This is a genomic window from Altererythrobacter chaiwopuensis (assembly GCF_054957735.1).
Genome location: NZ_JBTXJF010000001.1, coordinates 1,064,511 through 1,087,328 on the forward strand (window position 1 = coordinate 1,064,511; position 22,818 = coordinate 1,087,328).

Here is a 22,818-nt window from a genome sequence, read left to right on the forward strand (position 1 = left end):
GGATTGCCGCGTCGCCCTTGCGGGCTCCTCGCAATGACGTTCAAAGCGAACGAAAAACCACCTTCAACCCGTCCTTGGGCTTGGGAATCGGCCAGGGCTGCCACTCGGGATCATAGCCCTCTGCGATCTCGATCGAGTATCTCTGCAACAGCTCCGCCAGCAGGATCTTCACCTGCATATATGCGAAATGTAGCCCCAGGCACATATGCGCGCCGCCGCCAAACGGCACCCAGGCATATTTGTGCCGCGCCTTCACCTTGTCCGGCGTAAAGCGCATCGGGTCGAATCTGTCCGGCTCGGGCCAGTATTCCTCCATATGGTGCACCATGTGGATGTTGATCCCCACCATCGCGCCCGCGGGAATGGTGTAGCCGCCATATTCGAAGCTCTTGAGCGCGCGGCGCGGCATCGAGGGCACCGGCGGAATCATCCGCAGCGCTTCCTTGAACGCCATTTCGGTCAGTTCGAGCTTGCCAAGATCGTCATAGGATAGCGGGCGCGGATTGCCACTCGCATCGGGCCCGCCGGTGACCGCGATAATCTCCTGCCGCAGCTTTTCCTGCCAGTCCGGGTTCTTGGCCAGCAGGTAGATCAGCGAAGTGGCGCTGGAAGTGATCGTGTCATGCGCCGCCATCATCAGGAAATTCATGTGATCGACCACCTCGTCGACCGGCAGCAGCGAACCGTCCTCGCGCGTGGCGGTGGCGAACTGGCTGAACATGTCCTGCCCGCCGCCTTCGGCGCGGCGGCGATGGGTTTCACGGGTGAAATAGTCGACGAGATAGCTGCGTCCATCAACGCCCTTCTTCATCTGCGTGAAGGGCAGCGGCCTACGCACCGGGGCGACCGAGGCCTGCACCATATCGACAAATGCCTTGTTGATCTTGTCTGCTTCCGGGCCCCAGGAAATGCCGATGAAACTGTCCGCCGCAAGATCGAGCGTGAGCTGCTTGATTGCGGGATAGAACAGCATCGGCTTGCCGCCCCAGCTCGCCACTTCGCGGGCAATCCCGCGCCCCAGCGCACCCGCATAATGCCGCATGGGTTCCGGCTTGAACGCGATCGACAGCGCCCGCCGGTCAGCCCGATGATGGTCGAAGTCGATCAGCATCAGTCCACGCGGAAACAGCTGGTCGAGGATCGGCCCCCAACCCTGCTCGCTGGAAAAGATCTTGTCGCGGTCAAACAACAGCAGTTCGTTGGCCTCAGCGCCGATCAGTGCCACCTGCCAGCCGCCGAACGCCTTGCCCTTGTAAACCTTGCCGTATTTCGCGACCATTTCCTTCGCAAAACCATGCGGATTTGCCAGCATTCGAAAAGTGTTGCCGACGATCGGCCAGCCGGCCTCGCCCGGTATATGATCGAGCGCTTCAGGCGGCAGCTTTTCCGACCAGTGCTTGGGGTGAAATTCTTCGGCAAGCTCGGTCGCGGGCGCGGATTTAACAAGCGTGGCCATCGGGAAGTCCTCAATCGGGTGGTGAATTGCTACTTACCTATGTGTAAATAATCGCTCGCCGCAAATCCAGTTCCGATTGCCCGGAAAATCGTCAGATCCAGCCAGCCAGCTCGCGCCGGGTGATCGTCTCGAGCATGTCCATGCCGGCGGTGGAAGCATTGAGGCACGATAGCACCGCATAATGTTCGCCCCCCGCAGCTTCGAACTGTTCGCGACCGGCGATGGCAAGCTCTTCCAGCGTCTCGACGCAATCGGCGGAAAAGCCCGGCGCGGCCACCGCCAGCCGCCGCGTGCCCTTGCCGGCCTCGGCCTCGAGCGTGGCGTCGGTGGCGGGCTCGAGCCATTTGGCGCGCCCGAAACGCGACTGGAACGTTGTCTCGATCCGTAGATCGACATATTCAGCGCGGGCCGCCAGCCGTTCACTCAAGAGCCGTGCAGTCTTGCGGCACTGGCAGTGATAGGGATCGCCCAGTTCAAGCGTGCGTTGCGGCATCCCGTGAAAGCTCAGCAGCAGCACTTCAGGCTCGAATTCGAGCGCCATAAGCTGGCGCGTGATGTCAGCTTCCAGGGCATCGATATAGGCCGCATCGTCATGATAGGCGGGCAAGGTGCGCAAGGCCGGTTGCCAGCGCATCTTGCCCAGCGTTTCTGCCGCCTTGTCGACCACGGTCGCCGTCGTCGCGGCACAATATTGCGGATAGAGCGGGGCCAGCAGGATGCGCTCGCAACCCGAAGCATGCAGCGCCTCGATCTGGGCGGGAATAGAGGGCTGCCCATAACGCATGGCGTGGCGCACGATCACCGCATCGCCGAGCCGCTGCTGAAGCCCCGCCGCCTGGTCCTGCGTGATCGCTGACAGCGGTGAACCGCGATCGGTCCACACCTTCGCATAGGCCTGGGCACTCTTCTTCGGGCGCGTGTTGAGGATGATCCCGCGCAGGATCACCTGCCAGATGATCTGCGGAATCTCGATCACCCGCGGGTCAGACAGGAATTCCTTCAGGTAGCGCTTCACCGAAGGCGCGTCAGGCGCATCGGGCGTGCCCAGATTGACCACCAGCACGCCGATCCTGCCGCTCTTAACGGGCTTGTGATCTGACGGAAGTTCTTGAGGCAGCCAGGTCATAGACCGCCTGAAAGTAGGGGCAGGCGGCGCAAGCGCAAGCCGGTGGCCGAGTAAAAGGCATTGGCAATCGCCGGAGCAGCGATCACTGCGCCAAGTTCGCCCGGATCGAATGCTGGCGCCTCGCTGGCGATGAAATCCACCTCGATATCCGGGCAATCGGCCAGCAGGGGCAGGGCCAGCGCGGCAAGCTGCTGCGCTTGCGGCAGGCCGCCGGAATAGCGCGTACTGGCCCCCATCGCACTGGCCAGGCCGAACACCAGCCCCCCTTCGATCTGCTGGCGTGCGATATCGATATTGACGATCCGGCCGATGTCGACCGCCGCCACGAGGCGGCTCACGCGCACGCCCCCTTCGCCCTGGCGCGCAGTCGCAACGCAGGCGATGCGTCCGCCGCTTTCGACATCACCGATGCGGTGGCAGGCGATCCCCTGCCCGCTCTGATCACCCCCGCCGCCCCATTCGGCCAGCCGCGCGGCGCGCTGGAGACAGGCGGCGAGCCGCGTGTCATCCCCCAGCATCGCCATGCGGAAAGATAGCGGTTCGCGCCCGTTGCGGCTGGCGATCTCGTCAATGAAGCATTCCATCGCAAAGGCGGTATAGCCATGAGCATTGCCGCGCATCCGCGAAACCGGCAATCCGATCTCCACCGGGATATGGTCAACCGCGAGATGAGGGATGGCATAGGGCGGCATCGCACCCTCCATCGCCAGCGCGTCAGCTGCGCCTTCGGAGTCGCGGATCGCCGCCCAGCTCGTCTTGTTCTCGAACAGGCGCTGGCCGAATTCGAGATTGGCCGGCGGCATGGCGATGCGCGTGCGCAGCGCCTCGATCCGCGCCTCGCCATCCCGGCTCAGCCTGGCGCGCAGTACCAGCGCTGCGGGCGATCGGGGGCGGGCGGCCAGCATTTCCTGCCAGCGCGACCAGATCAACTGCACCGGGCGGCCAATCTCGCGCGCGATCAGAGCCGCTTCGATCGCGTGGTCATGCTCATAGCGGCGATCGAAGCTGCCGCCTGCCGCCATCGGGTACAGCACGACATCCTCAACCCCGATGCCTAGCGCACGGGCCGCCGCGATGCGCGCCTGTTCCGGCGCCTGCGAGGCAATCCACAGCTCGAGCTTTCCATCATTGTAGCGCGCGGTGGCGCTTGAGGTTTCGAGCGCGGCGTGCACGCCAGCCTCGATATCATAGCGCAGCGCCAGATCCGGCTCTTTCACCAGGGCATCGACATCGCCGAGGCTGGCGATCCGTTTCGCCTTGCCGGTGGCCAGCGCATCATCGATCCGTTGCTCGATTTCATCGCTGTCAACCACATGATCGACCCGGAAACGCGCGCGCATGGTGTCGAGCGCCTGTTCGGCAGCCCACCAACTGGTCGCCGCCACCGCCAGCCAGCGCTTTCCCTCAACCGCGCCCACAATCCCGCGGATATTGCGCGCGTTGAAGGGGTTGAACTCGACCAGCTCCGCCTTGTCGACCGGCCCGTGACGGATCGCGGCATAGACCATGCCGGGCAGCCGCACGTCGCTCGCGAACTGGAACGTGCCGTCAACCTTTGATGGCAGGTCCAGCCTTGGATAGGCCGTTTGCGCATCGGCATTGCCAGGCAGGCTATCCTCGCCATTGGGCTGCGGGCGCAGCGGGGGCGGATCGGGCGGATCGAATTCCACTGCTTCTGCCGCCAGTTCGCCAAAGCTCAGGCGATTTTCGCCGTGCCGGATAAAGCCGCCCTCTGCCTCGCATTGTTCCCAAGCCACGCCCCAACGCTCGGCCGCCGCCTGCGCCAGCATGGCGCGCGCAGCCGCGGCAGCTTCGCGGCATGGCTGCTCGAATGCATCCAGCGAAGTTCCGTCGCCTGTGGCGTTGAAGCGGTTGTTTTCGGCAAAACGCCGCGCCAGGAAAGCGTCAGGTTCATCGGCAAGGCCAGGCGCAAAGGGCATCCACAAGGGCGCCCAGCGCGCGGCAAGCGGGACATTGGCATATCTTCCGCTGACCGGTGCCGGTTCAACCGCGATCTGGCGCCAGTCCGCGCCCAGCTCTGCCGCCACAATCTGCGGCAAAAGCGTGGTGATGCCCTGCCCCATCTCGAGCTGCGGCACCGCCACGGTGATCACCCCGTCGGCTGCGATCTTGAACCAGGCGTCGAACACCTGCTCGTTTTCGCGCGGCTCAAGCGGATTGGGGAAGCTGCGCGGATAGAGCGTCCATGCCACCAGCAGGCCGCCGCCAATCGCGGCCCCGGTCAGCAATCCGCGGCGAGTAACCGGCATGATCAGCCCTGTTCCTGTGCCAGCCATTCAGCGACCTGCCGCGCAATCCCCGCAAAAGCCTCACCTTCCGGTGTGTCCTGCGCGGCGGGGGGATTGCCGCTATCGCCCGCCTCGCGAATCGGCAGGGCAAGCGCGATCCGCCCGAGGAAGGGCAAGTCGACCTTCGCTGCCATGGCTTCGAACCCGCCCTTGCCGAAGGGATCGGAAACTTCGCCGCAATGCGGGCATTGGTATCCGGCCATGTTTTCAACCAGCCCGATCACCGGCACCTGGCCCTGCTCGAACAGCTGGCCGGCCCGCGCCGCATCGATCAGCGCAAGGTCTTGCGGGGTCGAAACCAGGATCGCCCCGTCTGGCTTGTGCTTCTGCAACATCGAAAGCTGCACATCGCCGGTGCCCGGCGGCAGGTCGATCAGCAGCAATTCCGTGTCGCCCCAGTCGGCATCTATCAATTGCGACAGCGCATTGCCCGCCATCGGCCCGCGCCAGGCAAGCGCCTGCGCCGGCTTGACCAGAAATCCCATCGACAGCACCGGCACGCCGTGTTTGCCAGTGACGGGCACGAGCTTGTCATCACGCGCTTCGGGTTTCCTGCCCTCAAGCCCGAGTAGCTTGGGCTGCGAGGGGCCATAGATATCGGCATCAACCACGCCGACCTTCATGCCCAGCCGCTGCAGCGCGACCGCCAGATTGGCGGTTAGCGTGGACTTGCCTACGCCGCCCTTGCCCGAACCCACCGCAATGATCCGGCGGCGCACGCGGTCCGCCATCATGGCCACGCGCACTTCTCCCACACCGCCGAGCGCGCCCAGACTGGCGGTGACCTCCTGCTCGATCGCGTCGCGTTCGGCGGCGGTCATTCCGGTCGCATCGACCACCACCACGGCGCGGTCACCCACCAGTTTGGCCGACTTGATGCGCGGCGCGATAGCTTCGGGAATGTGGTTTGCCAGATCCTGCGAATTCATAGATGCCGCACCTAGCACCAATTTCGCACACGCAACCCCTGTTTTTCGCAGAAACCACCCCTATAAGAGTTCCATGGATATGTTCGACAATTTCAAAAGATCGATCGGCCTTGCCATGGCCGGCAAGAAAAACCCGTGGGGCGGGGGCGACGGTCAAAGGCCTTCCGGCGAAGAGGGAGACGGCTCCGGCGGCGATGACAAGGGAGCTGGCGAAGGGCCGCGCAACCCATGGCTTCCCGGTGGCGACAACGAGAAACAGGATCGTGGGCGCCGCTCTGCCAATATCGAGGATATCTTCAGACAGCGCGGCCCCGAAGGCCCCCGGCGGCGCGGTGGTGGGCCGGGCGGACCCAACTTCCGCTTTCCCGAGCGGCCGGGAGGCAAGAGCTGGCTACCGTTGATACTGGGCGGGCTTGCCGCACTGTGGCTGTTCACCACTGGCGTGCACTTCGTCCAGCCGCGCGAGCAGGGCATCGTTACCTGGCTGGGCGGGAAATTTTCCGACACGCTCAATCCCGGCACGAATATCACCATGCCATGGCCGATCCAGCAGGTGGAAGTGGAGAATGTCAGCCAGATCCGCTCTGAAAAGATTCCCGATGGCGATCAGGAGAAGCTGATCCTCACCTCTGACCAGAACCTCGTTGATCTGAGTTATCTGATCCGCTGGAACATTTCCGATCTGTCTCTGTACAATTTTCAGCTCCTGGACCCGCGCGAAACGCTGCTGGAAGTGGGCGAATCCGCTATGCGCGCGGCGGTTGCCAAGCATGATCTCGACACGGTGTTGACAGGTGCCGGGCGCGCCGAGATCGAACAGGAAGTGCGCGAGCGGATGCAGGCACGGCTCGATGCCTATCGGTCGGGCATCAAGGTGCAGGGTATCGAAATCAACAAGACCGATCCGCCCAGCCGGGTTGAAGAGGCATTCAAGGACGTCTCCTCGGCGCAGCAGGATGCCGATGCGGCGATGAACCGTGCCCGCGCAATCGCGCAGCAATTGCTTGCCCGGGCGCAAGGCGACGCGGCTGAATTCAATAACATCTACGCCGAATACCGGCTGGCACCAGAAGTGACGCGGCGCCGGCTCTATTACGAAACCATGGAAAGCGTGTTGTCCAAGACCGACAAGACCATCATCGAAGCTGACGGGGTCACACCCTATCTGCCGCTGCCTGAAGTGAAACGCCGGGCACAGCAACCACCCCAAGCGCAGCCGCAAGGAGGCCAATGATCATGGAATCGATCTGGCAAGCCTATAAGGGCGCGATCATTGCCGTCGGCATTCTGCTCGCCCTCACCTTCAGCAGCATGGTGATCGTGCCTGAAACGCAACAAGCAGTGGTGATCCGCACTGGTGAACCCGTGCGCACGATCAACAGGTTCAAGCCCGATGTGCCGTTTGGCCAGACTGGCGCGGGCGTTGCCTGGCGCGTGCCCCTGATCGAACAGGTGCAAATGGTCGACCGGCGTGTGCTGGACCTCGACATGGAGCGTCAGCAGGTCCTCTCGAACGACCAGCAGCGCCTGCAAGTTGATGCCTATGCCCGCTACCGGATCATTGATCCGGTGCGAATGGTGGAACGCGCCGGGACAGAGGAGCAGTTGGAATCCGCGCTCGTGCCGATCCTCACTTCGGTCTTGCGGCAGGAACTGGGGCGGCGGCCCTTCGCTTCGCTGATCAACGCCGAACGCGGCACGGCGATGCAGAACATCACCACTGTTTTTGACCGGCAGGCGCGGCAATATGGCGCGCAGGTGCTCGACGTGCGGATCAAGCGCGCGGACTTGCCCGAAGGGCGCCCGCTTGATGCTGCCTTCATCCGCATGGAGACAGACCGCCAGGAAGAAGCGGCCGCGATCCGCGCTGCGGGCCAGCGCGACGCACAGATCATCCAGGCCGAGGCGCAAGCCGAAGCTGCGCGGATCTACGCCGATGCCTATGGCAAGGATCCGGAATTTTACGACTTCTACCGCGCGATGGAAAGCTATCGCCGGACATTCGAACAGGGCGCTGGCGAAAGCTCGATGATCCTGTCGGGTGACAACGAATACTTCCGCCAGTTCGGCGGTCGCCGCTGATCGGGCCGCGCCATCGCACTGATGGCATAGCGAGCCGACGAACCGCCCAATGCGGTCTGCCGGTGACAGGCACCGTTCAAATGCGGTTAAGTGCCGTTGTAGCCATAAACAGACCGCAACCGGGGATTGAGAACGGCGCTGCTTCGGAAACGATCCGAAGCAGCGCGCCAACCGAGAAGCAACAAGAGGACGAAAAGCCTGTGCGTTACGTATACGGACTGACAACCGCGCTGCTGGTGGGTGGCGCAACCCTGTCGCTGGCCACTGGTTACCCTGCCGGTGCCCAGGTGGCGCAGAATGACCAGACCAGGATCGAACAGATCGTGCCGCGCAATGGTGCGCCGGCAAGCTTTGCCGATCTGACCGAGCAATTGCAGCCCGCAGTGGTCAATATCTCGACCCGCCAGCGAATCGAGGTCAACACCAATCCGTTCGCGGGAACGCCCTTCGCCGACCTGTTCGGCAGCAGAGGCCAGGCGCAGCCGCAAACCCGTGAGGCGCAATCGCTCGGCTCAGGCTTCATCGTTTCATCTGACGGCTACGTTGTGACCAATAATCACGTGATCGCGCCTGACAATCGCGCCACGCTGGAAGAGATCACCGTGACCATGCCCAACGGCACAGAGTATCGGGCAGAGCTGGTTGGCGCCGATGCCGCGTCTGACCTGGCAGTGCTCAAGATCCAGTCAGACCGTGACTTTCCGTTCGTCAAATTCGGCAGTTCGGGCAATGTGCGCGCAGGCGACTGGGTGATCGCGATCGGCAATCCGTTCGGCCTGGGCGGCACAGTCACGAGCGGAATCGTGTCCGCGGTTCTGCGCAATGCCGGTGGCGGTGCCTATGACCGCTATATCCAGACCGATGCCAGCATCAACCGCGGCAATTCGGGCGGCCCGCTGTTCGATATGCAGGGCAATGTGATCGGCATCAACAACGCCATCATCTCGCCCACAGGCGGCAGCGTGGGTATCGGTTTTGCCATTCCGGCCGACACTGCCGCACCAATCGTTGAGCAACTGCGGTCCGGCGCGGAAATCGAACGCGGCTTCCTGGGCGTGAGCATTATGCCGGTAAGCGATGATCTGGCCGATTCCCTCGGCCTGCCGCGCAATCGCGGCGAGTTCGTCCAGACCGTGGTGGCCGATGGCGCGGCCGACCGCGCCGGCATCAAGCCGGGCGACGTGGTGACGGCCGTCAACGGCAAGCCGGTGACGAAAGATCAGACGCTGTCCTTCCTGGTCGCCAATATCGCGCCGGGCACCCGCATCCCGATCGACCTGATCCGCGACGGTGAGGAACTTCGCGTTTCCGCAACGGTAAGCAAGCGCCCGACCGAAGACGAATTGCGGCGCCAGCAGACTTTCGACCCCGAAGCCGAGCCGGAAAATGTGCCCGATTCCAACGGTGCAATTGAAAAAAAGCTGGGCCTGCAAGTGCTGACGTTGACGCCGCAGATCGCGGGCCAGCTGGGCGCTAGCCAGGACACAGTCGGCCTGGTGATCGGCGCGGTCGATGGCAATGCCGACGCCGCAGCCAAAGGGCTGAGGCGCGGGGACATCATCCTGTCTGCGAACTATCGCCCGGTCGCCTCGCCCGCAGACCTTGAAGCCATCGTGAACGAGGCGCAGAAGGCAGGCCGCGAAGCCGTGCTGCTGCGCGTGCAGCGCCGGGGCGGATCGCCAAGTTATGTCCCGGTGCGGATGCGCTAGACCAGGCCTGGCCTGACTATTGCGAAGGGGTGCTGCGGCCGGGGCTGCAGTGCCCCTTTGCTATTGCGGCGAAGGAAATGGCGCTGGCGTTAGCGTTGTTCGGCGCGCTGGCGTGCTGTCTGGGCGGGCTGGATAGTACGCGGCATCGGCGGCCCGGGCGGCAATTCCTGCCCGGTCGCCTGCTCAAGGAATGCATCGCTCGCTGCCTGGCCCGCTTCTCCAGCGGGTGCGGGGTTTTGCGGCCGGCCCGGCACCTGCTCTCCATCCACGCCAAATGGCCCGCCGCCTTCGCCGCGATTGGGCTCAATCAGGTTGCCTTGTTCGTCGATGTAATAATATTCGCCGGGATCACCGAACAGATATTCATCGTCAGGCTCCAGCATCCAGCCCGGCAATTGCACTTCCGTGTCGAATTGTTCGATCGGGCGATCCTTGACTGCAACCCGCATATAATCCGAAAAAGCACGAGCGGGGGCCCGCCCACCGGCCAGCCCGCCCACTGCGCGCGCATCGTCGCGGCCCATCCATACGCCAGTGGTGACACCCGAAGAAAAGCCCACGAACCAGCCGTCCTTGTTCGAACTGGTGGTCCCTGTCTTGCCTGCCACCGGCCGGCCGATCTGCGCCGCCTGGCCAGTGCCGGTGGCAACCGCAGTTTGCAGCAAGTCGGTGATCCCCGCGGCGACATAGCCCGGAACCAGCTGGCTCGTGCGGGGGCGGTTATAGCGGTAAATCTCGTCGCCGCTTGCCGTGACAACGCGCGTAATTCCATACGGCTCAACCGACGTCCCTTTGGCCGACACGGCCGCAAAAGCGCGCGCCATATCGATCAGCCGCACCTCGCTGGTGCCCAGCACCATCGAGGGAAAGGTCGAAATCGGTGAGGAAATGCCAAAACGCCGCGCCATCGATGCAACCGTGCCAAAGCCGACATCCTGGCCAAGCTGCGCCGCCACAGTGTTGATCGAATAGGCGAAGGCGGTGCGCACATCGATTTCGCCCACGAACTTGCCATTCGAATTGCGCGGGCTCCACCCGTCGATTTCAGTGGGTGTGTCAACCACCCGGTCATCCGGCGTATAGCCCGCTTCAAGCGCAGCGAGGTAGACAAACAGCTTCCAGGCCGAGCCAGGCTGGCGCTGTGCATTGGTGGCACGGTTGTAATTGGTTGCAACGTAATCGGTGCCGCCCACCATCGCCAGGATCGCGCCGTCCCGATCGAGGCTGACAAGCGCCCCCTGCGCGCCGGTGGGCGTGTTGGCGGTCACGGCTGCGGTGGCGGCTTCCTGCAGCTTTACGTCAAGCGTGGTCCAGACCTCGATCGGCTCGAATGTTTCGGGCAACAGCAGGTCGAGCTGCGGCAGCACGTAATCGGTGAAATAGCGCACCGAGTTCTCTGCGCCGCGGGGCTTGAGCCGTACGGCATCGACATCGACCGAGGCCTGCTGCGGGGTGATATAGCCCTGTTCGCGCATCAACTGCAGCACCACGCGCGCACGGCCCACCGCGGCATCGACATCGGCAGTGGGGGAATAACGCGAAGGCGCCTTGACCAGCCCGGCGATAATCGCGGCCTCGGCGATCGAAAGCTCGGTCGCGGGATGGCTGAAGAAGTTGCGGCTGGCGCTGTCAATGCCATAGGCGCCGCCGCCGAAATAGACCTTGTTGAGATAGAGCTCGAGGATCTGCTCCTTGGAGAATTTCCATTCCAGCGCCAGCGCCAGCACCGCTTCACGCAATTTGCGATCCAGCGAGCGGTTGCTGTTGAGGAACAGGTTGCGCGCGAGCTGCTGCGAGATGGTGGAAGTGCCGCCAATCCGCTTGTCGCCAGTGAAGGATTCCACCACGGCGCCGGTCAGGCGGATCGGGTCAATCCCGAAATGCGAGAAATAGCGGCGATCCTCTACCGCCACCATCGCGTCCTTCATCTCCTGCGGGATTTCGGCATAGTCGAGCCATTCGCCGAAGCTGGGGCCAAGCTCGACGATTTCGGTGCCATCGCGCGCGCGCACCACGATGGTCTGGCCGGTCTGGGTCGCCTGGAGCTGGTAATAGCTGGGCAGCGATTGCGCAGCAAATCCCACTGCAATGCCAAGGGCAAGGAGCCCCAGCAACACCAGCGCCAGGCCGCCCATCATGACGCGCTTGATCAATCGTCGCCCACGCGAGCCACCACCCCTGTGCCCCTTGGACTTGCGGCTTGGCGGCATCGCACCCTGCTCACGCGCAGCGGCCGCACGGCGAGAGCCGCGCTTGTTCTGGTTGACCATGCGATTACCGCGCTTCGACATCGGAAACTACGTGAAAGCCCTGCTGCAACTGACCACCGTGCGGCTTGCATAGGCGAGTTGTAACCCCGCGTGAACGGGGCGCGGGGCGATATCCTCCGGCAAGGTCAGCTGTCGGGGTCGAAGTCGAGCGCGGCGGAGTTGATGCAATAACGCATTCCGCCCGCTTCGGAAGGTCCATCGGGGAAGACATGGCCCAGATGCCCACCGCATTTGGCGCACAGCACTTCGGTGCGGACCATGCCAAAGGAAATATCGCGCCGCTCCTCCACCATGTCACTTTCCGCAGGGCGGGTGAATGCCGGCCAACCGCAGCCCGAATTGTATTTGGCATCGCTGGCGAACAGTTTCGTGCCGCAACCCGCGCACATATATTCGCCCTCATCAAAATGCTTGTCATACTGGCCGGTGAAGGCCCGCTCGGTGCCTGCCTCGCGCAGCACGTGATATTGTTCGGGCGTGAGCCGCTCGCGCCACTCTTCCTCAGACAGCTCGATTTTCTCGCTCATTTCCGGTCCTCACATATCCAGCTTGGCATAATGCGCGGGCGGTTGAATCACGCCCATGCGCTCGCTCAGCAGCGGGCGGAAGCTGGGGCGGCTCTTGAAAACCGAATACCAGCCGCGCGTCTGCTCATGCCCGGCCCAGTCAATCCCGCCCAGGTAATCCGCCACGGAAATCTGCGCCGCAGCGGCCAAATCGGCCAGGCTCATGCTCGAACCAGCCAGCCACGGACGGTTATCGATCAACCAATCCATATAGTCCAGGTGGCCGTGCGCCAACTTCATCGCCTCGCGCAACATGCGCGAATCAGGCGGCTGGTTCAGCACCAACCGCTTCTTCATCCGTTCGTTGAGCATCGGTGCGGTGACGTCATTATAGAAATTCTCGTCAAACAGCGCGACCAGCCGGCGGATCTCCGCGCGATTGGTGGCGGTGCCGTTGATCATCGGTGCCTTGTCCACCGTTTCCTCGAAATACTCGGCGATCGCGCGGCTGTCGCACAGCACCGTGTCGCGCTCCTGATGCACCAGTACCGGCGTGCGCCCCGCAGGGTTGAGATTCCAGAAATAATCACTGGCCGTCCACGGATCTTCACGCACCAATTCGTAGGCAACGTTCTTCTCGCTCAGCAGCAAGCGGATCTTGCGGCTGAATGGACAGAGGGGAAATTGGTAGAGGCGCCACATGCTATCCACGCCCTTGCCTCAATTCGCGCAGCAAATCCACCGGCTCAAGCGCTGGAATGGCGGTTATCAGATCCCCGATCCATCCAGCATCAACAGGCACGCCGGCATGACGGCATCGACTTGCTGCTGATCGAGCAGGCGCTGGGCCTCTGCCTTTGCCAGCTGGGCCACTGCTTCGCGATCCAGGCCGGTATCGTCCATCACCCGGGCCAGCGCGCGGACGAAGAATTCGCGCCCGCGGGGATCGATCGAGGGCCATTTGAGCGAAGCCTCCTGGCCGCTCGCCTGCCCGAAGGACACCAGAGCAAAGGCAGCGGAACAGCGCAGCAGCGCGGCGTTTTCCTGCGACAATTCGGGCGCCGGAACAGGTGCCGGAGGGGAAGCCTGAATGGCTATCGGGGCAAGGCCAAATGCGGCTGCGATCAGGATCATGTTCATCGGGTTTGACTATACCAGCGAAACTGAACCGCGCGCTACAATATGTGGCGCCGCAGCGCGAGAATGTTGCGCCAGTGCCAGCGCTAGCCTTGGCGACTTAACTGGAACAGCGCGAATTCGGCGCGGAGATTGGCCGCAAAATTGCCGATTTCATGCCCACCGGAGAAGAACCAGCTGTTTTCCACCGTCACGCCCTTTTCCGCCACCAGTTCGCGGAAATCGGCGATTGTCACGTGGTGGATGTTCTGCGTCTCGTACCAGCTCACCGGCAAAGCGCGGGTCACCGGCATGCGCCCACCCAGCATTAGCGCGCTGCGGGTGCGCCAATGTGCGAAATTGGGAAAGCTGACGAAGGTCTGCCGCCCCACCCGCAGCAATTCGTCGAGCATGCGGTCGGGCCGCGCGGCGGTTTGCAACGTCTGCGACAGGATCGCATAGTCGAACGCCTTGTCAGGATAGTTGGCAAGATCGCTGCCGGCATCGCCCTGCACCACCGACAGCCCGCGCGCCACGCAGCGTTCGACCAGCTGCGGATCGATTTCGAGCCCGCGCGCATCGATCCCGTGGCTTTCGACCAGCTCGGCCATCAGCTTGCCGTCACCGCAGCCGATGTCGAGGACGCGGCTACCCGGCGCGATATTCTGCGCGATTACGGCAAGGTCTGGCCGCAAGCGCTCAGCCATCGATAAACCCCTTCATCACCCGGTCGAGCGCGGGCACATCGAGCAGGAAGCTGTCATGCCCGAATGGTGCCGACAGCTCGACGAAACTCACCGGCGCGCCCGCTGCATTGAGCGCGTGCACGATGTGGCGGCTTTCCACGGTGGGATAAAGCCAGTCGCTATCGAAGCTGATCACGCAGAAACGCGCGCCCTTGCCGTTCACCGATGTGAGCCCGTGCCCGGCAAAGGCATCGGCCAGCTTACCGCCATGTTCTTCGGCAAGGTCGAAATAATCCATCGCGCGGGTGATATAGAGGTAGGAATTGGCATCGAAGCGCTGGGTAAAGCCGCTGCCCTGATAGCGCAGATAGCTTTCGACCTGGAAATCGGCATCGAAGCCGAAGCTCTTCGTCCCCTTTGTACCGTCGGGCCGGTCCTGCAGGCGGCGCCCGAACTTCTCGGTCAGCCCCTCTTCCGAAAGATAGGTGATATGCGCGGCCATGCGCGCCACCGCGAGGCCGGCATCGGGCGTGGAGCCGCCGTAATAATCGCCCCCGCGCCAGTTGGGATCGGCCATGATCGCCTGCCGCCCCACTTCGTGGAAGGCGATATTCTGCGCCGAATGCCGCGCGGTGGTGGCGATCGCCAGCACGCGCGCCGCGCGATCGGGCCAGTTGGCGGCGAGGCTCAATGCCTGCATCCCGCCCATCGATCCGCCGATCACTGTGTGGAGCCGCTCGATGCCGAGCCCGTCGAGCAGGCCGATAAGGCCGCGCACCATGTCGCGGATGGTGATGACAGGGAAACGCATGCCATAAGGCTTGCCGTCGCTCGCCTCGCTAGCCGGGCCGGTCGAACCCATGCAGCTGCCGATTACATTGGCGCAGATGACATGGAAGCGATTGGTATCGACGACCTTGCCCGGCCCCACCATCCGTTCCCACCAGCCCGGCTTGCCGGTAATCGGGTGGCTCGAGGCGACATACTGGTCCCCCGTCAGGGCATGGCATATCAGCACCGCATTACCCTTGTCCGCCGCCAGTTCGCCATAGGTTTCATAGGCGATCTCGACACGCGGAAGCACCTGCCCGCTGTCAAGCGGCAGATCGTTGCTGAGCGTAAGGCGCTTCGAGGGCAGCGTTGGTGCCATGGGCCGCACCGATTGGGCGAGGGCGCGGCTTAAGTCAATTGCACTGTTTTTCGGCAGCGAAAGCGGTTATGCGCCGCCGCGCCATGACCGAACAAGCAAGCTCCCGTCCCGAAGGCAAACCCTGGATCATGGGCATTCATGCCTATGTGCCAGGAAAGGCAGTGGCTGCGGATGGGCGCCAGCTGGTCAAGCTATCGGCAAACGAGAACCCGCTCGGCACCAGCACCGCCGCCGCCGAGGCACGGCGCGCGGTTGCGGGCAGCGCCGAATATCCCGATCCCGACGCGCGCGATCTGCGAGCCGCCATCGGCGCGCTGCATGGCATTGATCCGGCACGGATCGTGTGCGGCACCGGCTCGGACGAACTGCTCAACCTCGCCGCTCAGGGCTTTGCCGGGCCAGGGGATGAAGTGCTGTTCAGCCGCTTCAGCTTCATTGTCTATGACATCGCTGCAAGGCGCTGCGGCGCGACGCCGGTGGAAGCACCGGACAGCGACTATGCCACGGATGTCGATGCGCTGCTGACTGCCGTTACGGATCGCACGCGGGTGGTCTTTATCGCCAACCCCAACAACCCCACCGGAACCTACCTGCCGCGCGCTGAGGTCGAGCGGCTCCACGCCGGGCTGCCAGCCGATGTGCTGCTGGTAATCGATCAGGCCTATGCCGAATATCTCGGCGAAGGCGAGGACGATGGCGGGCTGGAGCTGGCTGCGCGCCATGAAAACGTGCTCGTCACCCGCACCTTCTCGAAGATCTACGGGCTGGCGGGCGAGCGGATCGGCTGGGCCACCGGAGCGCCGCAAATGATCGATGTACTGAACCGCATCCGCGGGCCGTTCAATGTCACCACCAGCGGGCAGGCTGCGGCCTTGGCCGCGCTGGGCGATCAGGATTTCGTTGCCCGCAGCCGTGAGCACAATGCCGAGGAACTGGCCCATTTCACCGCAGCGATCGAGGCGCTCGGCAATCACGGACTGCGGCCAATTCCCAGCAAGGCCAATTTCCTGCTGGTGCTATTCGAAGGCGAAGTGAGCGCGGCACAGGCGCTCGAGGCGATTGGCGAAGCAGGCTTTGCCGTGCGGCACCTGCCGGGCCAGGGCCTGCCCCATGCGCTGCGCATCACCATCGGCACGCACAAGCAGATGGACGCGATCGCCGCCGCTCTGCGCGAACTGGTTGGCGAAGGCGCATGAGTATCGAGAAGGTCGCGATCATCGGGCTGGGCCTGTTGGGCGGTTCGATCGGGCTGGCAGTTCAAGCGCGCGCAGCGCATATTGCCACCAGTGGCTATGATGCCAGCCCCGCCGCGCGCGCCAAGGCTGCCGAACGCGGATTGGTGGGCAGGGTGTATGACAGCGCCGAAGAAGCCGTGCGTGGGGCCGATCTGGTGATCCTGTGCGTGCCGGTGGGCGCGATGCGCGAAGCTGCCATGGCAATTGCCGATGTTCTGCCACCGCATGCGATCGTGAGCGATGTCGGTTCTTCAAAGCAGAGCGTGGCTGAGGATCTTGCAGCCGCGCTTCCCGGTGCCACGGTCATTCCGGCCCACCCAGTCGCGGGCACCGAACAAAGCGGGCCGGAAGCCGGATTCGCCACATTGTTCGAAAACCGCTGGTGCATCCTGACTCCGCCTGCCGGCGCAGAGCAAGCCGCGGTCGACACGCTGGCCGAATTCTGGCGCACGCTGGGCGCGCGGATCGAGATCATGGACCCGCAGCATCACGATCTGGTGCTGGCGGTGACCAGCCACATCCCGCACCTGATCGCCTATACCATCGTTGGCACGGCGAGCGATCTGGAAGACGTGACCCGCAGCGAGGTGATCAAGTATTCGGCCGGCGGTTTCCGCGATTTCACCCGCATCGCCGCTTCCGATCCGGTGATGTGGCGCGACGTGTTCCTGCACAACAAGTCTGCGGTTCTGGAGATGCTGGGCCGTTTCACCGAGGATCTCACCGCGCTGCAACGTGCGATCCGTTCGGGCGATGGCGAAACGCTGCACGAATTGTTCAGCCGCACCCGCGCAATCCGCCGCGGGATCATCGAGGAAGGGCAGGATGATGAGCGGCCCGACTTTGGCCGGGAGCACTAGCCCCCGTCGTTCAGAGCATTGATCGCCGCCTGTACACGGGCTTCGGCCTCGGCGCGCGACAACCCTGCGGGAATCAAATCGCCGAATTTATAGGTGATCACCCCGCCGCGCTTCCACAAGCGGTGGTATAGCGGCCCGCTGTTGACCGCGCATGGGATCACCGGAACACCCAGCAGCTTGTAGATACCGGCAAATCCAGCCTGCAGAGAAGCGGGCTTGCCATGCGGGACGCGCGTTCCCTCCGGGAAAATCAGCAAGGGGCGGCCTTCAGCCAGCCTTTGCTTCGCCGCGCTCAGCATCTGGCGCAGCGCCCGGGCACCTTCGTCGCGTGAGACCGGGGTCAACCCATAGACCCGCGCAGACCGCCCCCAGACCGGGATCTTGAACAGCTCGCGCTTGGCAAAGACGGATGGATAGGGCAGCAGGGTAGGCGCATCGATCGCCTCGAAGAAGCTTTCGTGCTTCATTGCGATCAGCACCGGCCCGGCCGGAATTTTTCCCTCGACGCGTATTTCGATGCCCAGAATACAGGTCACGCACCAGCGATGCCAGTTGGTCCACCAGCGCACTACGGCGCGCAGTGTCTCGCTCCCTAGGTACGAGGCAAGACCTGCCGCAAAAACCAGCACGGCGCTTCCCCCGTAAAACAGCGGGTAATAGAGCAGGCTGCGCAGCACCGACATCGCGTTCAACTCAGGCTTTGACCAGGCCGGTCAGATAGGTGACCACCAGCTTGTGATATTCGAGCAGCAGCACGCCGAAACCCGGCTCGCTGCGCACCGCATCGGGCACCACGGTAACGGTGCTGGGCAAAGTGCGGTTAAGTTCGCTCGCCACGCGGCGCATATGCCAGTCACTGGTCACAAGCCGGATCGAACCAACCCGGTGTTCCACCACCCATTTGGCGATTTCTTCAGCATTGCCGCGCGTGTCGATGGCAGCGAAGCCCAGGTCGATGCAGCAGCGCATCTGCCGCTGCGAAACCCCGAACTCCGCAGCGAATTCATCCGGCCTGACTTCCAGATCGACCCCGCTGACCAGCATCCGTTCAGCCCACCCCTTGTCGAGCACTTCGATTCCGCGCTGAATCCGCCCGGCAGCGCCGGTGGGCACGATCACGGCATCTGTTTCAATCTTGCCGACAGGCGCAGGCAGCGTGGCAAAGAACCACACGAAGCCAAACGCCCAGGCCAGGAAGATCGTGGAAAGGAGTCTCAATATCATAACATTCGCCTCAAGGCTGACATCACCGTGATGCGCGCGGTCAGCATGGCAAGCAAGACCCCGGCCAGCGGAATTGCCGCTAGCACAAGCCAGTCAAGGCGCCGCAGGTTTCCGCCTGCGACCATGCCCGAATCGATTGCAGCAAACTGGCCGCCAATCAGCCAGACCGCAAGCGCGCCCAGGGCAAGGCCGATCACACCGCCTACCATAGCATCGATCGTCACGCTGCGCTGGAACACCTGCGCAATCTGGCGATCAGTGCCGCCAAGCAGGTGGACGATTTCCACTGTCTTGCGATGGTTGGCGAAAGAGCTGCGCGCTGCAAGCCACACCGCCCCCGCACTGGTCAAGGCGAGCAAGGCGATCAGTGCCAGCGCAAGATATTGCAGCGCTGCCAGCGCATCATAAACCGGTCGCAGCCAATCAGATTGCGCATCGACCCGCGCGCCGGGAATCTCGCTCACCAGCATCGCATTGAGCCGGGCAATTTCAGCCGTATCCGCTAGAGTGCTGAGCTGGACATCGATCAGCGCCGGAATCGGCACCGCATCGAAGCCACCATCACCGCTGCCACCACCGGCTCCGATCCATGGGGCCAGAAGTTCGGCCAGTTCATCCTGCGGGATCACGCGCAGTCCCGCGACCGCCTTGTCAGCCCGCAGCAGTTCGGCGGCACGCTGCGCCTGGGTAGCGCGCAATTCGGCATTCGCCTCGACAATCTGCACTGTCAGCGCGCCAGACAGGTCAGCCCGTGCGCGGTCTGCCAGATTGCCCAGCGCCAGTCCTGCTGCAGCCGCCATCACTGTCAGCGCGATCATGATCGCGATCACCCAGGGCATCGGACCGCTGGCAAGCTTGCGCGGCACCAGATTGGCCGCACGCCGCCCGCGGAACGGCACCAGATCACGCACCAGCGAATGACCGATAGCCGGTTCGCCGTTCATGCCTCGCTTCCCCGCTCACTTGCCCGCGGCGCCAGCCGCGGGGGAAACCGCAGTGCGCCTGTGGGGTCTAGCAGACTGCCTTTCTGCAGCCGCATGATCAGCGAATCCGGTACCTGGCGCAGCAAATGGATATCATGCGTCGCCACGATCACCGTGGTCCCGAGGCGGTTGAGCCGTTCGAACAACTGCAGCAATTTCAACGCCATGTCGGGATCGACATTGCCGGTTGGCTCGTCGGCGATCAGCAGGTCGGGCCGCCCGATCACCGCACGCGCGATGGCAACGCGCTGCTGCTCGCCACCCGACATGGTGGCGGGAACTCCGTCCATCCGCTTCGCCAGGCCGACCCATTCCAGCATTTCGCTGACTGGCCGGACCAGCTCGCTTTCGCGCACACCCGCCAAACGCAAGGGCAGCGCGACATTGTCGAATGCCGAAAGATGCTCGATCAGGCGGAAGTCCTGGAACACAACTCCCAGCTTCCGGCGAAACATGGGCAACCGGTCGCGCGGCAAGGTAATCATGTCATTGCCGAACATGCGGATCGCCCCGCGCGAGGGGCGCTGGGCCAGGTAGAGCAGCTTGAGCAGGCTGGTCTTGCCCGCGCCGCTGGCACCGGTGAGGAAATAAAACCGCCCGGCGAATAGCGTGAAGGCAAGATCGCGCAGCACCTCTGGTTCGGTGCCATACCGCAGCCCGACATTGTCGAAGGTCACGATTTCGCCTGCCCCATGGGTCATCGCGCGGCTCTATCCCAAGATCGGGGCAGTGCAAGGTCAATCATCGCCACCGGGGGGCTATAGCGGGGCTTCGGTGTGGAAAAAAGGCGGCTTTCGCCCTCTCGCGCGTAACGCGCTCTTGCTAGCGCCATACCACGCCGCGTAAGGCTTTGTTTGCCATGATCATCGCCTGTCCAGCCTGTCGCACACGTTATGTTGTGCCTGACACGGCCATCGGCATCGATGGACGCACGGTCCGCTGCGCCAAATGCAAGCACAGCTGGTTCCAGGATGGCCCCGTGCTTGAACCCTCGACCGCTGCCGAACCGGCACCCGCTGAAGAGGTTGCGTCTCCGCCCCGTGACGAGGCGCCCGAGCAGGCAGATCAACCCGAGCCGACAGAAAGAGAGGTAGCGCCCGATACAGCGGAGCCGGCCGATCCCGATGCGCGGCCCTCGATCAACTTCTGGCGCTCGAGCGATCGCCGCGGCGAGGCCGAAGCCGATGAGGGTGAAGCGGATCGGGAACCAGCCGCTGTGAGCGAGCCTGCGGCCGCGCCGGGAGTGCCGACCTCTCCCGATGTCGAAGCAGACGATGCGCCCGGCTACACCGAAGAGCCGGATGGCGATTATTCGCAGTTCGAGCACGAGCCGCCGTTCCGCCCGCGCCGCAACCCGCTCAAGCTGTGGACTGCGGCGGCGGTGCTGTTTTTTATTGCCGCAAGCGGCGCAGCGGTGGCGGTCAATTATTACGGCCTGCCCGCCTGGGTGCCGATCCAGCGGCCCACTTTCGGGATGGAGCAGCCGCAATTGCAGCTCGATTTCCCCGCCGAACAGCAGGATCTGCGGACCCTGCCCAACGGCACAGAGTATTTCGAAGTCAACGGGTCTGTTACCAACACCGGCCGCACGGGCGCTTCGGTGCCACCGATCCTGATCGTGCTGCGCGACGAGCAGGACCGCATCGTTTACACGTGGGAACTGGCCCCGCCGCAAAGCGAACTTGCACCCGGCGAAACCGTGACAATACGCGAAGCCATGGTCGATGTGCCGCGGTCTGCCAGCGTGGTCGAGATCGGCTGGAAGCCCACCTGAACGGCACGACCGCAAAGCCTGCGGTAAATTGCTTGCGGAGCCGCACCGCTGTTGCTAGTGGCGCGCTCCTGTTCGCAAGGGACGTTCGCTCCCTTGAACGACTGGGTGCGGTCGTGGCGGAATTGGTAGACGCGCAACGTTGAGGTCGTTGTGGGCTAACGCCCGTGGAAGTTCGAGTCTTCTCGACCGCACCAAACAGCTCTGGGTCGCACAGCTGATCACCCCCCTCTGGCGTTAGGGCGTCAACCGCCGAAGCCCAGGCTTTCCGCTACCGCTGCATTGACGATCCGGCCCTGGTGCACGTTGAGGCCAAGCATCAGGTGCGGATCATCCTCGCACGCGGCTATGCCCTTTGCCGCCAGCGCCAGGCCGAACGGCAGCGTGGCGTTGTTGAGCGCGTAAGACGAGGTCAGCGGCACCGCGCCGGGCATATTGGCAACGCAATAATGGATGATCCCGTCCACCTCATAGGTCGGTGCATCATGCGTGGTGGGATGCGAGGTCTCAAAGCAGCCGCCCTGATCGATCGCGACATCTACCAGCACCGCGCGCGGCTTCATCAGGCCCAGCATTTCGCGCGTTACCAGATGCGGCGCGGAGGCGCCCGGAATCAGCACCGCACCCACCACCAAATCGGCATCGGCGATCGATTGTTCGATCGTCGAGATGGTCGAATAACGCGTGGCTACCCGGCCCTGGAACATCTCGTCAAGCTGGCGGATACGCGGCAGCGACTTGTCGAAAATCTCGACCCGCGCGCCAAGCCCCGCCGCCATGCGCGCCGCCTGTGTGCCGACCACGCCGCCGCCCAGCACCACCACCTTGGCCGGGAGCACGCCGGGCACCCCGCCCATCAGCGTGCCGCGCCCGCCATTGTGCGCGTAAAGCGCCGTGGCACCCGCTTCGATCGAAAGCCGCCCGGCCACTTCGCTCATCGGCGCGAGTAGCGGCAGCGAACGATCAGGCGCGGTAACCGTTTCATAGGCCACCGCCGAAACACCCGATGCCATCAGGCCCCGCGCCTGATCGGGATCGGGCGCCAGGTGGAGATAAGTAAACAGGATCTGCCCTTCGCGCAGCTGCACCCATTCATTGGGCTGTGGTTCCTTCACCTTGACCACCATCTCGGCCCGCGCGAACACTTCAGCCGCGCTGCTGACGATTTCGGCCCCGGCGGCGCGATAGACCTCGTCACCCTTGCTGATGCCCTCGCCCGCTGTGGTCTCGACGATCACCTGGTGTCCGGCGCTGACATATTCGCGCACCGCTTCAGGCGTCAGGCCGACGCGATATTCATGGGCTTTGATTTCCTTGGGAACACCTACGAGCATGCGGAAAACCTCTTTGATCGGACTCGGCAGACTTTGCAGGCGATTCCTATCGCAAGGGTTAGAAAATTACAA

21 protein-coding genes and 1 tRNA gene are annotated in these 22,818 nt (G+C 63.5%); 7 read left to right on the plus strand and 15 right to left on the minus strand.

What is annotated here, in order from left to right; all coding sequences use genetic code 11:
* Positions 1-40: 40 nt before the first annotated feature.
* The 4 genes from ACX3VQ_RS05245 to ACX3VQ_RS05260 all read right to left on the minus strand — a co-directional run bounded on the left by ACX3VQ_RS05245 (position 41) and on the right by ACX3VQ_RS05260 (position 5,820).
* Complete coding sequence (locus tag ACX3VQ_RS05245; protein WP_462571164.1) at positions 41-1,456, minus strand: cytochrome P450; 1,416 nt, start codon at positions 1,454-1,456, stop codon at positions 41-43.
* A gap of 91 nt (positions 1,457-1,547) precedes the next feature.
* On the minus strand, positions 1,548-2,582 hold the full coding sequence (gene hemH / locus ACX3VQ_RS05250; protein ID WP_462579875.1) for a ferrochelatase: 1,035 nt from the start codon (positions 2,580-2,582) through the stop codon (positions 1,548-1,550).
* Entirely contained in the window at positions 2,579-4,852 is a 2,274-nt protein-coding gene (locus tag ACX3VQ_RS05255) for a xanthine dehydrogenase family protein molybdopterin-binding subunit (RefSeq protein WP_462580691.1), read from the minus strand. Before ACX3VQ_RS05255 ends, hemH begins: the two co-directional genes overlap by 4 nt.
* Positions 4,853-4,854: 2 nt before the next feature.
* Positions 4,855-5,820, minus strand: coding sequence for an Mrp/NBP35 family ATP-binding protein (locus ACX3VQ_RS05260; RefSeq protein ID WP_462579877.1), 966 nt, complete (start codon positions 5,818-5,820; stop codon positions 4,855-4,857).
* A gap of 73 nt (positions 5,821-5,893) precedes the next feature.
* Here ACX3VQ_RS05260 and hflK point away from each other — a divergent pair, with 73 nt between their 5' ends.
* The 3 genes from hflK to ACX3VQ_RS05275 all read left to right on the plus strand — a co-directional run bounded on the left by hflK (position 5,894) and on the right by ACX3VQ_RS05275 (position 9,611).
* On the plus strand, positions 5,894-7,054 hold the full coding sequence (gene hflK / locus ACX3VQ_RS05265) for a protease modulator HflK (protein ID WP_462579878.1): 1,161 nt from the start codon (positions 5,894-5,896) through the stop codon (positions 7,052-7,054).
* Positions 7,055-7,056: 2 nt separating this feature from the next.
* Complete coding sequence (hflC, locus tag ACX3VQ_RS05270; protein ID WP_462571160.1) at positions 7,057-7,902, plus strand: protease modulator HflC; 846 nt, start codon at positions 7,057-7,059, stop codon at positions 7,900-7,902.
* A 200-nt stretch (positions 7,903-8,102) separates the two neighbouring features.
* Complete coding sequence (locus tag ACX3VQ_RS05275) at positions 8,103-9,611, plus strand: Do family serine endopeptidase (protein ID WP_462579879.1); 1,509 nt, start codon at positions 8,103-8,105, stop codon at positions 9,609-9,611.
* Between the two features lie 89 nt (positions 9,612-9,700).
* Here the strand turns inward: ACX3VQ_RS05275 and ACX3VQ_RS05280 are convergent, their stop codons facing one another.
* The 6 genes from ACX3VQ_RS05280 to metX form a co-directional block, all read right to left on the minus strand.
* Positions 9,701-11,902, minus strand: coding sequence for a transglycosylase domain-containing protein (locus ACX3VQ_RS05280; RefSeq protein WP_462579880.1), 2,202 nt, complete (start codon positions 11,900-11,902; stop codon positions 9,701-9,703).
* Between the two features lie 104 nt (positions 11,903-12,006).
* On the minus strand, positions 12,007-12,408 hold the full coding sequence (msrB, locus tag ACX3VQ_RS05285; RefSeq protein ID WP_462579881.1) for a peptide-methionine (R)-S-oxide reductase MsrB: 402 nt from the start codon (positions 12,406-12,408) through the stop codon (positions 12,007-12,009).
* 9 nt (positions 12,409-12,417) lie between these two features.
* Positions 12,418-13,089, minus strand: a complete 672-nt coding sequence (locus ACX3VQ_RS05290; protein ID WP_462579882.1) for a glutathione S-transferase family protein — start codon at positions 13,087-13,089, stop codon at positions 12,418-12,420.
* A gap of 66 nt (positions 13,090-13,155) precedes the next feature.
* On the minus strand, positions 13,156-13,527 hold the full coding sequence (locus tag ACX3VQ_RS05295) for a hypothetical protein (protein ID WP_462579883.1): 372 nt from the start codon (positions 13,525-13,527) through the stop codon (positions 13,156-13,158).
* Between the two features lie 83 nt (positions 13,528-13,610).
* Positions 13,611-14,210 (minus strand): class I SAM-dependent methyltransferase, encoded by a 600-nt coding sequence (gene metW, locus ACX3VQ_RS05300; RefSeq protein ID WP_462579884.1) that lies wholly within the window; start codon positions 14,208-14,210, stop codon positions 13,611-13,613.
* On the minus strand, positions 14,203-15,339 hold the full coding sequence (gene metX / locus ACX3VQ_RS05305) for a homoserine O-acetyltransferase MetX (protein WP_462579885.1): 1,137 nt from the start codon (positions 15,337-15,339) through the stop codon (positions 14,203-14,205). The genes metW and metX overlap by 8 nt, the downstream gene beginning before the upstream one ends.
* An 83-nt stretch (positions 15,340-15,422) precedes the next feature.
* Between metX and hisC the strand changes: the two genes are divergently transcribed.
* On the plus strand, positions 15,423-16,535 hold the full coding sequence (gene hisC / locus ACX3VQ_RS05310) for a histidinol-phosphate transaminase (protein ID WP_462579887.1): 1,113 nt from the start codon (positions 15,423-15,425) through the stop codon (positions 16,533-16,535).
* Positions 16,532-17,434 (plus strand): prephenate/arogenate dehydrogenase family protein, encoded by a 903-nt coding sequence (locus ACX3VQ_RS05315; RefSeq protein WP_462579888.1) that lies wholly within the window; start codon positions 16,532-16,534, stop codon positions 17,432-17,434. Before hisC ends, ACX3VQ_RS05315 begins: the two co-directional genes overlap by 4 nt.
* Here ACX3VQ_RS05315 and ACX3VQ_RS05320 read toward each other — a convergent pair.
* Genes ACX3VQ_RS05320 through ftsE form a run of 4 tightly spaced genes read right to left on the minus strand, consistent with a single transcriptional unit; the run spans position 17,431 to position 20,342 of the window.
* Complete coding sequence (locus ACX3VQ_RS05320) at positions 17,431-18,117, minus strand: lysophospholipid acyltransferase family protein (RefSeq protein WP_462579890.1); 687 nt, start codon at positions 18,115-18,117, stop codon at positions 17,431-17,433. The two genes, ACX3VQ_RS05315 and ACX3VQ_RS05320, sit on opposite strands and share 4 nt — an antisense overlap.
* A 10-nt stretch (positions 18,118-18,127) precedes the next feature.
* Positions 18,128-18,658 (minus strand): YdcF family protein, encoded by a 531-nt coding sequence (locus tag ACX3VQ_RS05325; protein ID WP_462579891.1) that lies wholly within the window; start codon positions 18,656-18,658, stop codon positions 18,128-18,130.
* Positions 18,655-19,602: a cell division protein FtsX gene (locus tag ACX3VQ_RS05330; protein ID WP_462579892.1), complete on the minus strand. Its 948-nt coding sequence runs from the start codon at positions 19,600-19,602 to the stop codon at positions 18,655-18,657. Before ACX3VQ_RS05330 ends, ACX3VQ_RS05325 begins: the two co-directional genes overlap by 4 nt.
* Complete coding sequence (ftsE, locus tag ACX3VQ_RS05335) at positions 19,599-20,342, minus strand: cell division ATP-binding protein FtsE (RefSeq protein ID WP_462571146.1); 744 nt, start codon at positions 20,340-20,342, stop codon at positions 19,599-19,601. The genes ACX3VQ_RS05330 and ftsE overlap by 4 nt, the downstream gene beginning before the upstream one ends.
* 158 nt (positions 20,343-20,500) lie before the next feature.
* Between ftsE and ACX3VQ_RS05340 the strand changes: the two genes are divergently transcribed.
* Positions 20,501-21,415, plus strand: a complete 915-nt coding sequence (locus ACX3VQ_RS05340; protein ID WP_462579893.1) for an MJ0042-type zinc finger domain-containing protein — start codon at positions 20,501-20,503, stop codon at positions 21,413-21,415.
* A gap of 107 nt (positions 21,416-21,522) precedes the next feature.
* A tRNA-Leu gene (locus ACX3VQ_RS05345) sits at positions 21,523-21,609 on the plus strand.
* 48 nt (positions 21,610-21,657) lie between these two features.
* Here the strand turns inward: ACX3VQ_RS05345 and ald are convergent.
* Positions 21,658-22,746, minus strand: a complete 1,089-nt coding sequence (gene ald, locus ACX3VQ_RS05350; RefSeq protein WP_462579894.1) for an alanine dehydrogenase — start codon at positions 22,744-22,746, stop codon at positions 21,658-21,660.
* Positions 22,747-22,818 lie beyond the last annotated feature (72 nt).

Excerpts from the sequence above, each read along its gene's own strand:
- hflK (WP_462579878.1), top strand. The coding sequence starts at position 5,894 with ATGGATATGTTCGACAATTTCAAAAGATCGATCGGCCTTGCCATGGCC.
- ftsE (WP_462571146.1), bottom strand. The coding sequence starts at position 20,342 with ATGACCCATGGGGCAGGCGAAATCGTGACCTTCGACAATGTCGGGCTG.
- ACX3VQ_RS05255 (WP_462580691.1), bottom strand. The coding sequence starts at position 4,852 with ATGCCGGTTACTCGCCGCGGATTGCTGACCGGGGCCGCGATTGGCGGC.
- metW (WP_462579884.1), bottom strand. The coding sequence starts at position 14,210 with ATGGCTGAGCGCTTGCGGCCAGACCTTGCCGTAATCGCGCAGAATATC.
- ACX3VQ_RS05280 (WP_462579880.1), bottom strand. The coding sequence starts at position 11,902 with ATGTCGAAGCGCGGTAATCGCATGGTCAACCAGAACAAGCGCGGCTCT.
- ACX3VQ_RS05330 (WP_462579892.1), bottom strand. The coding sequence starts at position 19,602 with ATGAACGGCGAACCGGCTATCGGTCATTCGCTGGTGCGTGATCTGGTG.
- ACX3VQ_RS05315 (WP_462579888.1), top strand. The coding sequence starts at position 16,532 with ATGAGTATCGAGAAGGTCGCGATCATCGGGCTGGGCCTGTTGGGCGGT.
- ald (WP_462579894.1), bottom strand. The coding sequence starts at position 22,746 with ATGCTCGTAGGTGTTCCCAAGGAAATCAAAGCCCATGAATATCGCGTC.
- ACX3VQ_RS05295 (WP_462579883.1), bottom strand. The coding sequence starts at position 13,527 with ATGAACATGATCCTGATCGCAGCCGCATTTGGCCTTGCCCCGATAGCC.
- hisC (WP_462579887.1), top strand. The coding sequence starts at position 15,423 with ATGACCGAACAAGCAAGCTCCCGTCCCGAAGGCAAACCCTGGATCATG.
- ACX3VQ_RS05260 (WP_462579877.1), bottom strand. The coding sequence starts at position 5,820 with ATGAATTCGCAGGATCTGGCAAACCACATTCCCGAAGCTATCGCGCCG.
- hflC (WP_462571160.1), top strand. The coding sequence starts at position 7,057 with ATGGAATCGATCTGGCAAGCCTATAAGGGCGCGATCATTGCCGTCGGC.
- ACX3VQ_RS05320 (WP_462579890.1), bottom strand. The coding sequence starts at position 18,117 with ATGTCGGTGCTGCGCAGCCTGCTCTATTACCCGCTGTTTTACGGGGGA.
- msrB (WP_462579881.1), bottom strand. The coding sequence starts at position 12,408 with ATGAGCGAGAAAATCGAGCTGTCTGAGGAAGAGTGGCGCGAGCGGCTC.
- hemH (WP_462579875.1), bottom strand. The coding sequence starts at position 2,582 with ATGACCTGGCTGCCTCAAGAACTTCCGTCAGATCACAAGCCCGTTAAG.
- ACX3VQ_RS05245 (WP_462571164.1), bottom strand. The coding sequence starts at position 1,456 with ATGGCCACGCTTGTTAAATCCGCGCCCGCGACCGAGCTTGCCGAAGAA.
- metX (WP_462579885.1), bottom strand. The coding sequence starts at position 15,339 with ATGGCACCAACGCTGCCCTCGAAGCGCCTTACGCTCAGCAACGATCTG.
- ACX3VQ_RS05325 (WP_462579891.1), bottom strand. The coding sequence starts at position 18,658 with ATGATATTGAGACTCCTTTCCACGATCTTCCTGGCCTGGGCGTTTGGC.
- ACX3VQ_RS05340 (WP_462579893.1), top strand. The coding sequence starts at position 20,501 with ATGATCATCGCCTGTCCAGCCTGTCGCACACGTTATGTTGTGCCTGAC.
- ACX3VQ_RS05290 (WP_462579882.1), bottom strand. The coding sequence starts at position 13,089 with ATGTGGCGCCTCTACCAATTTCCCCTCTGTCCATTCAGCCGCAAGATC.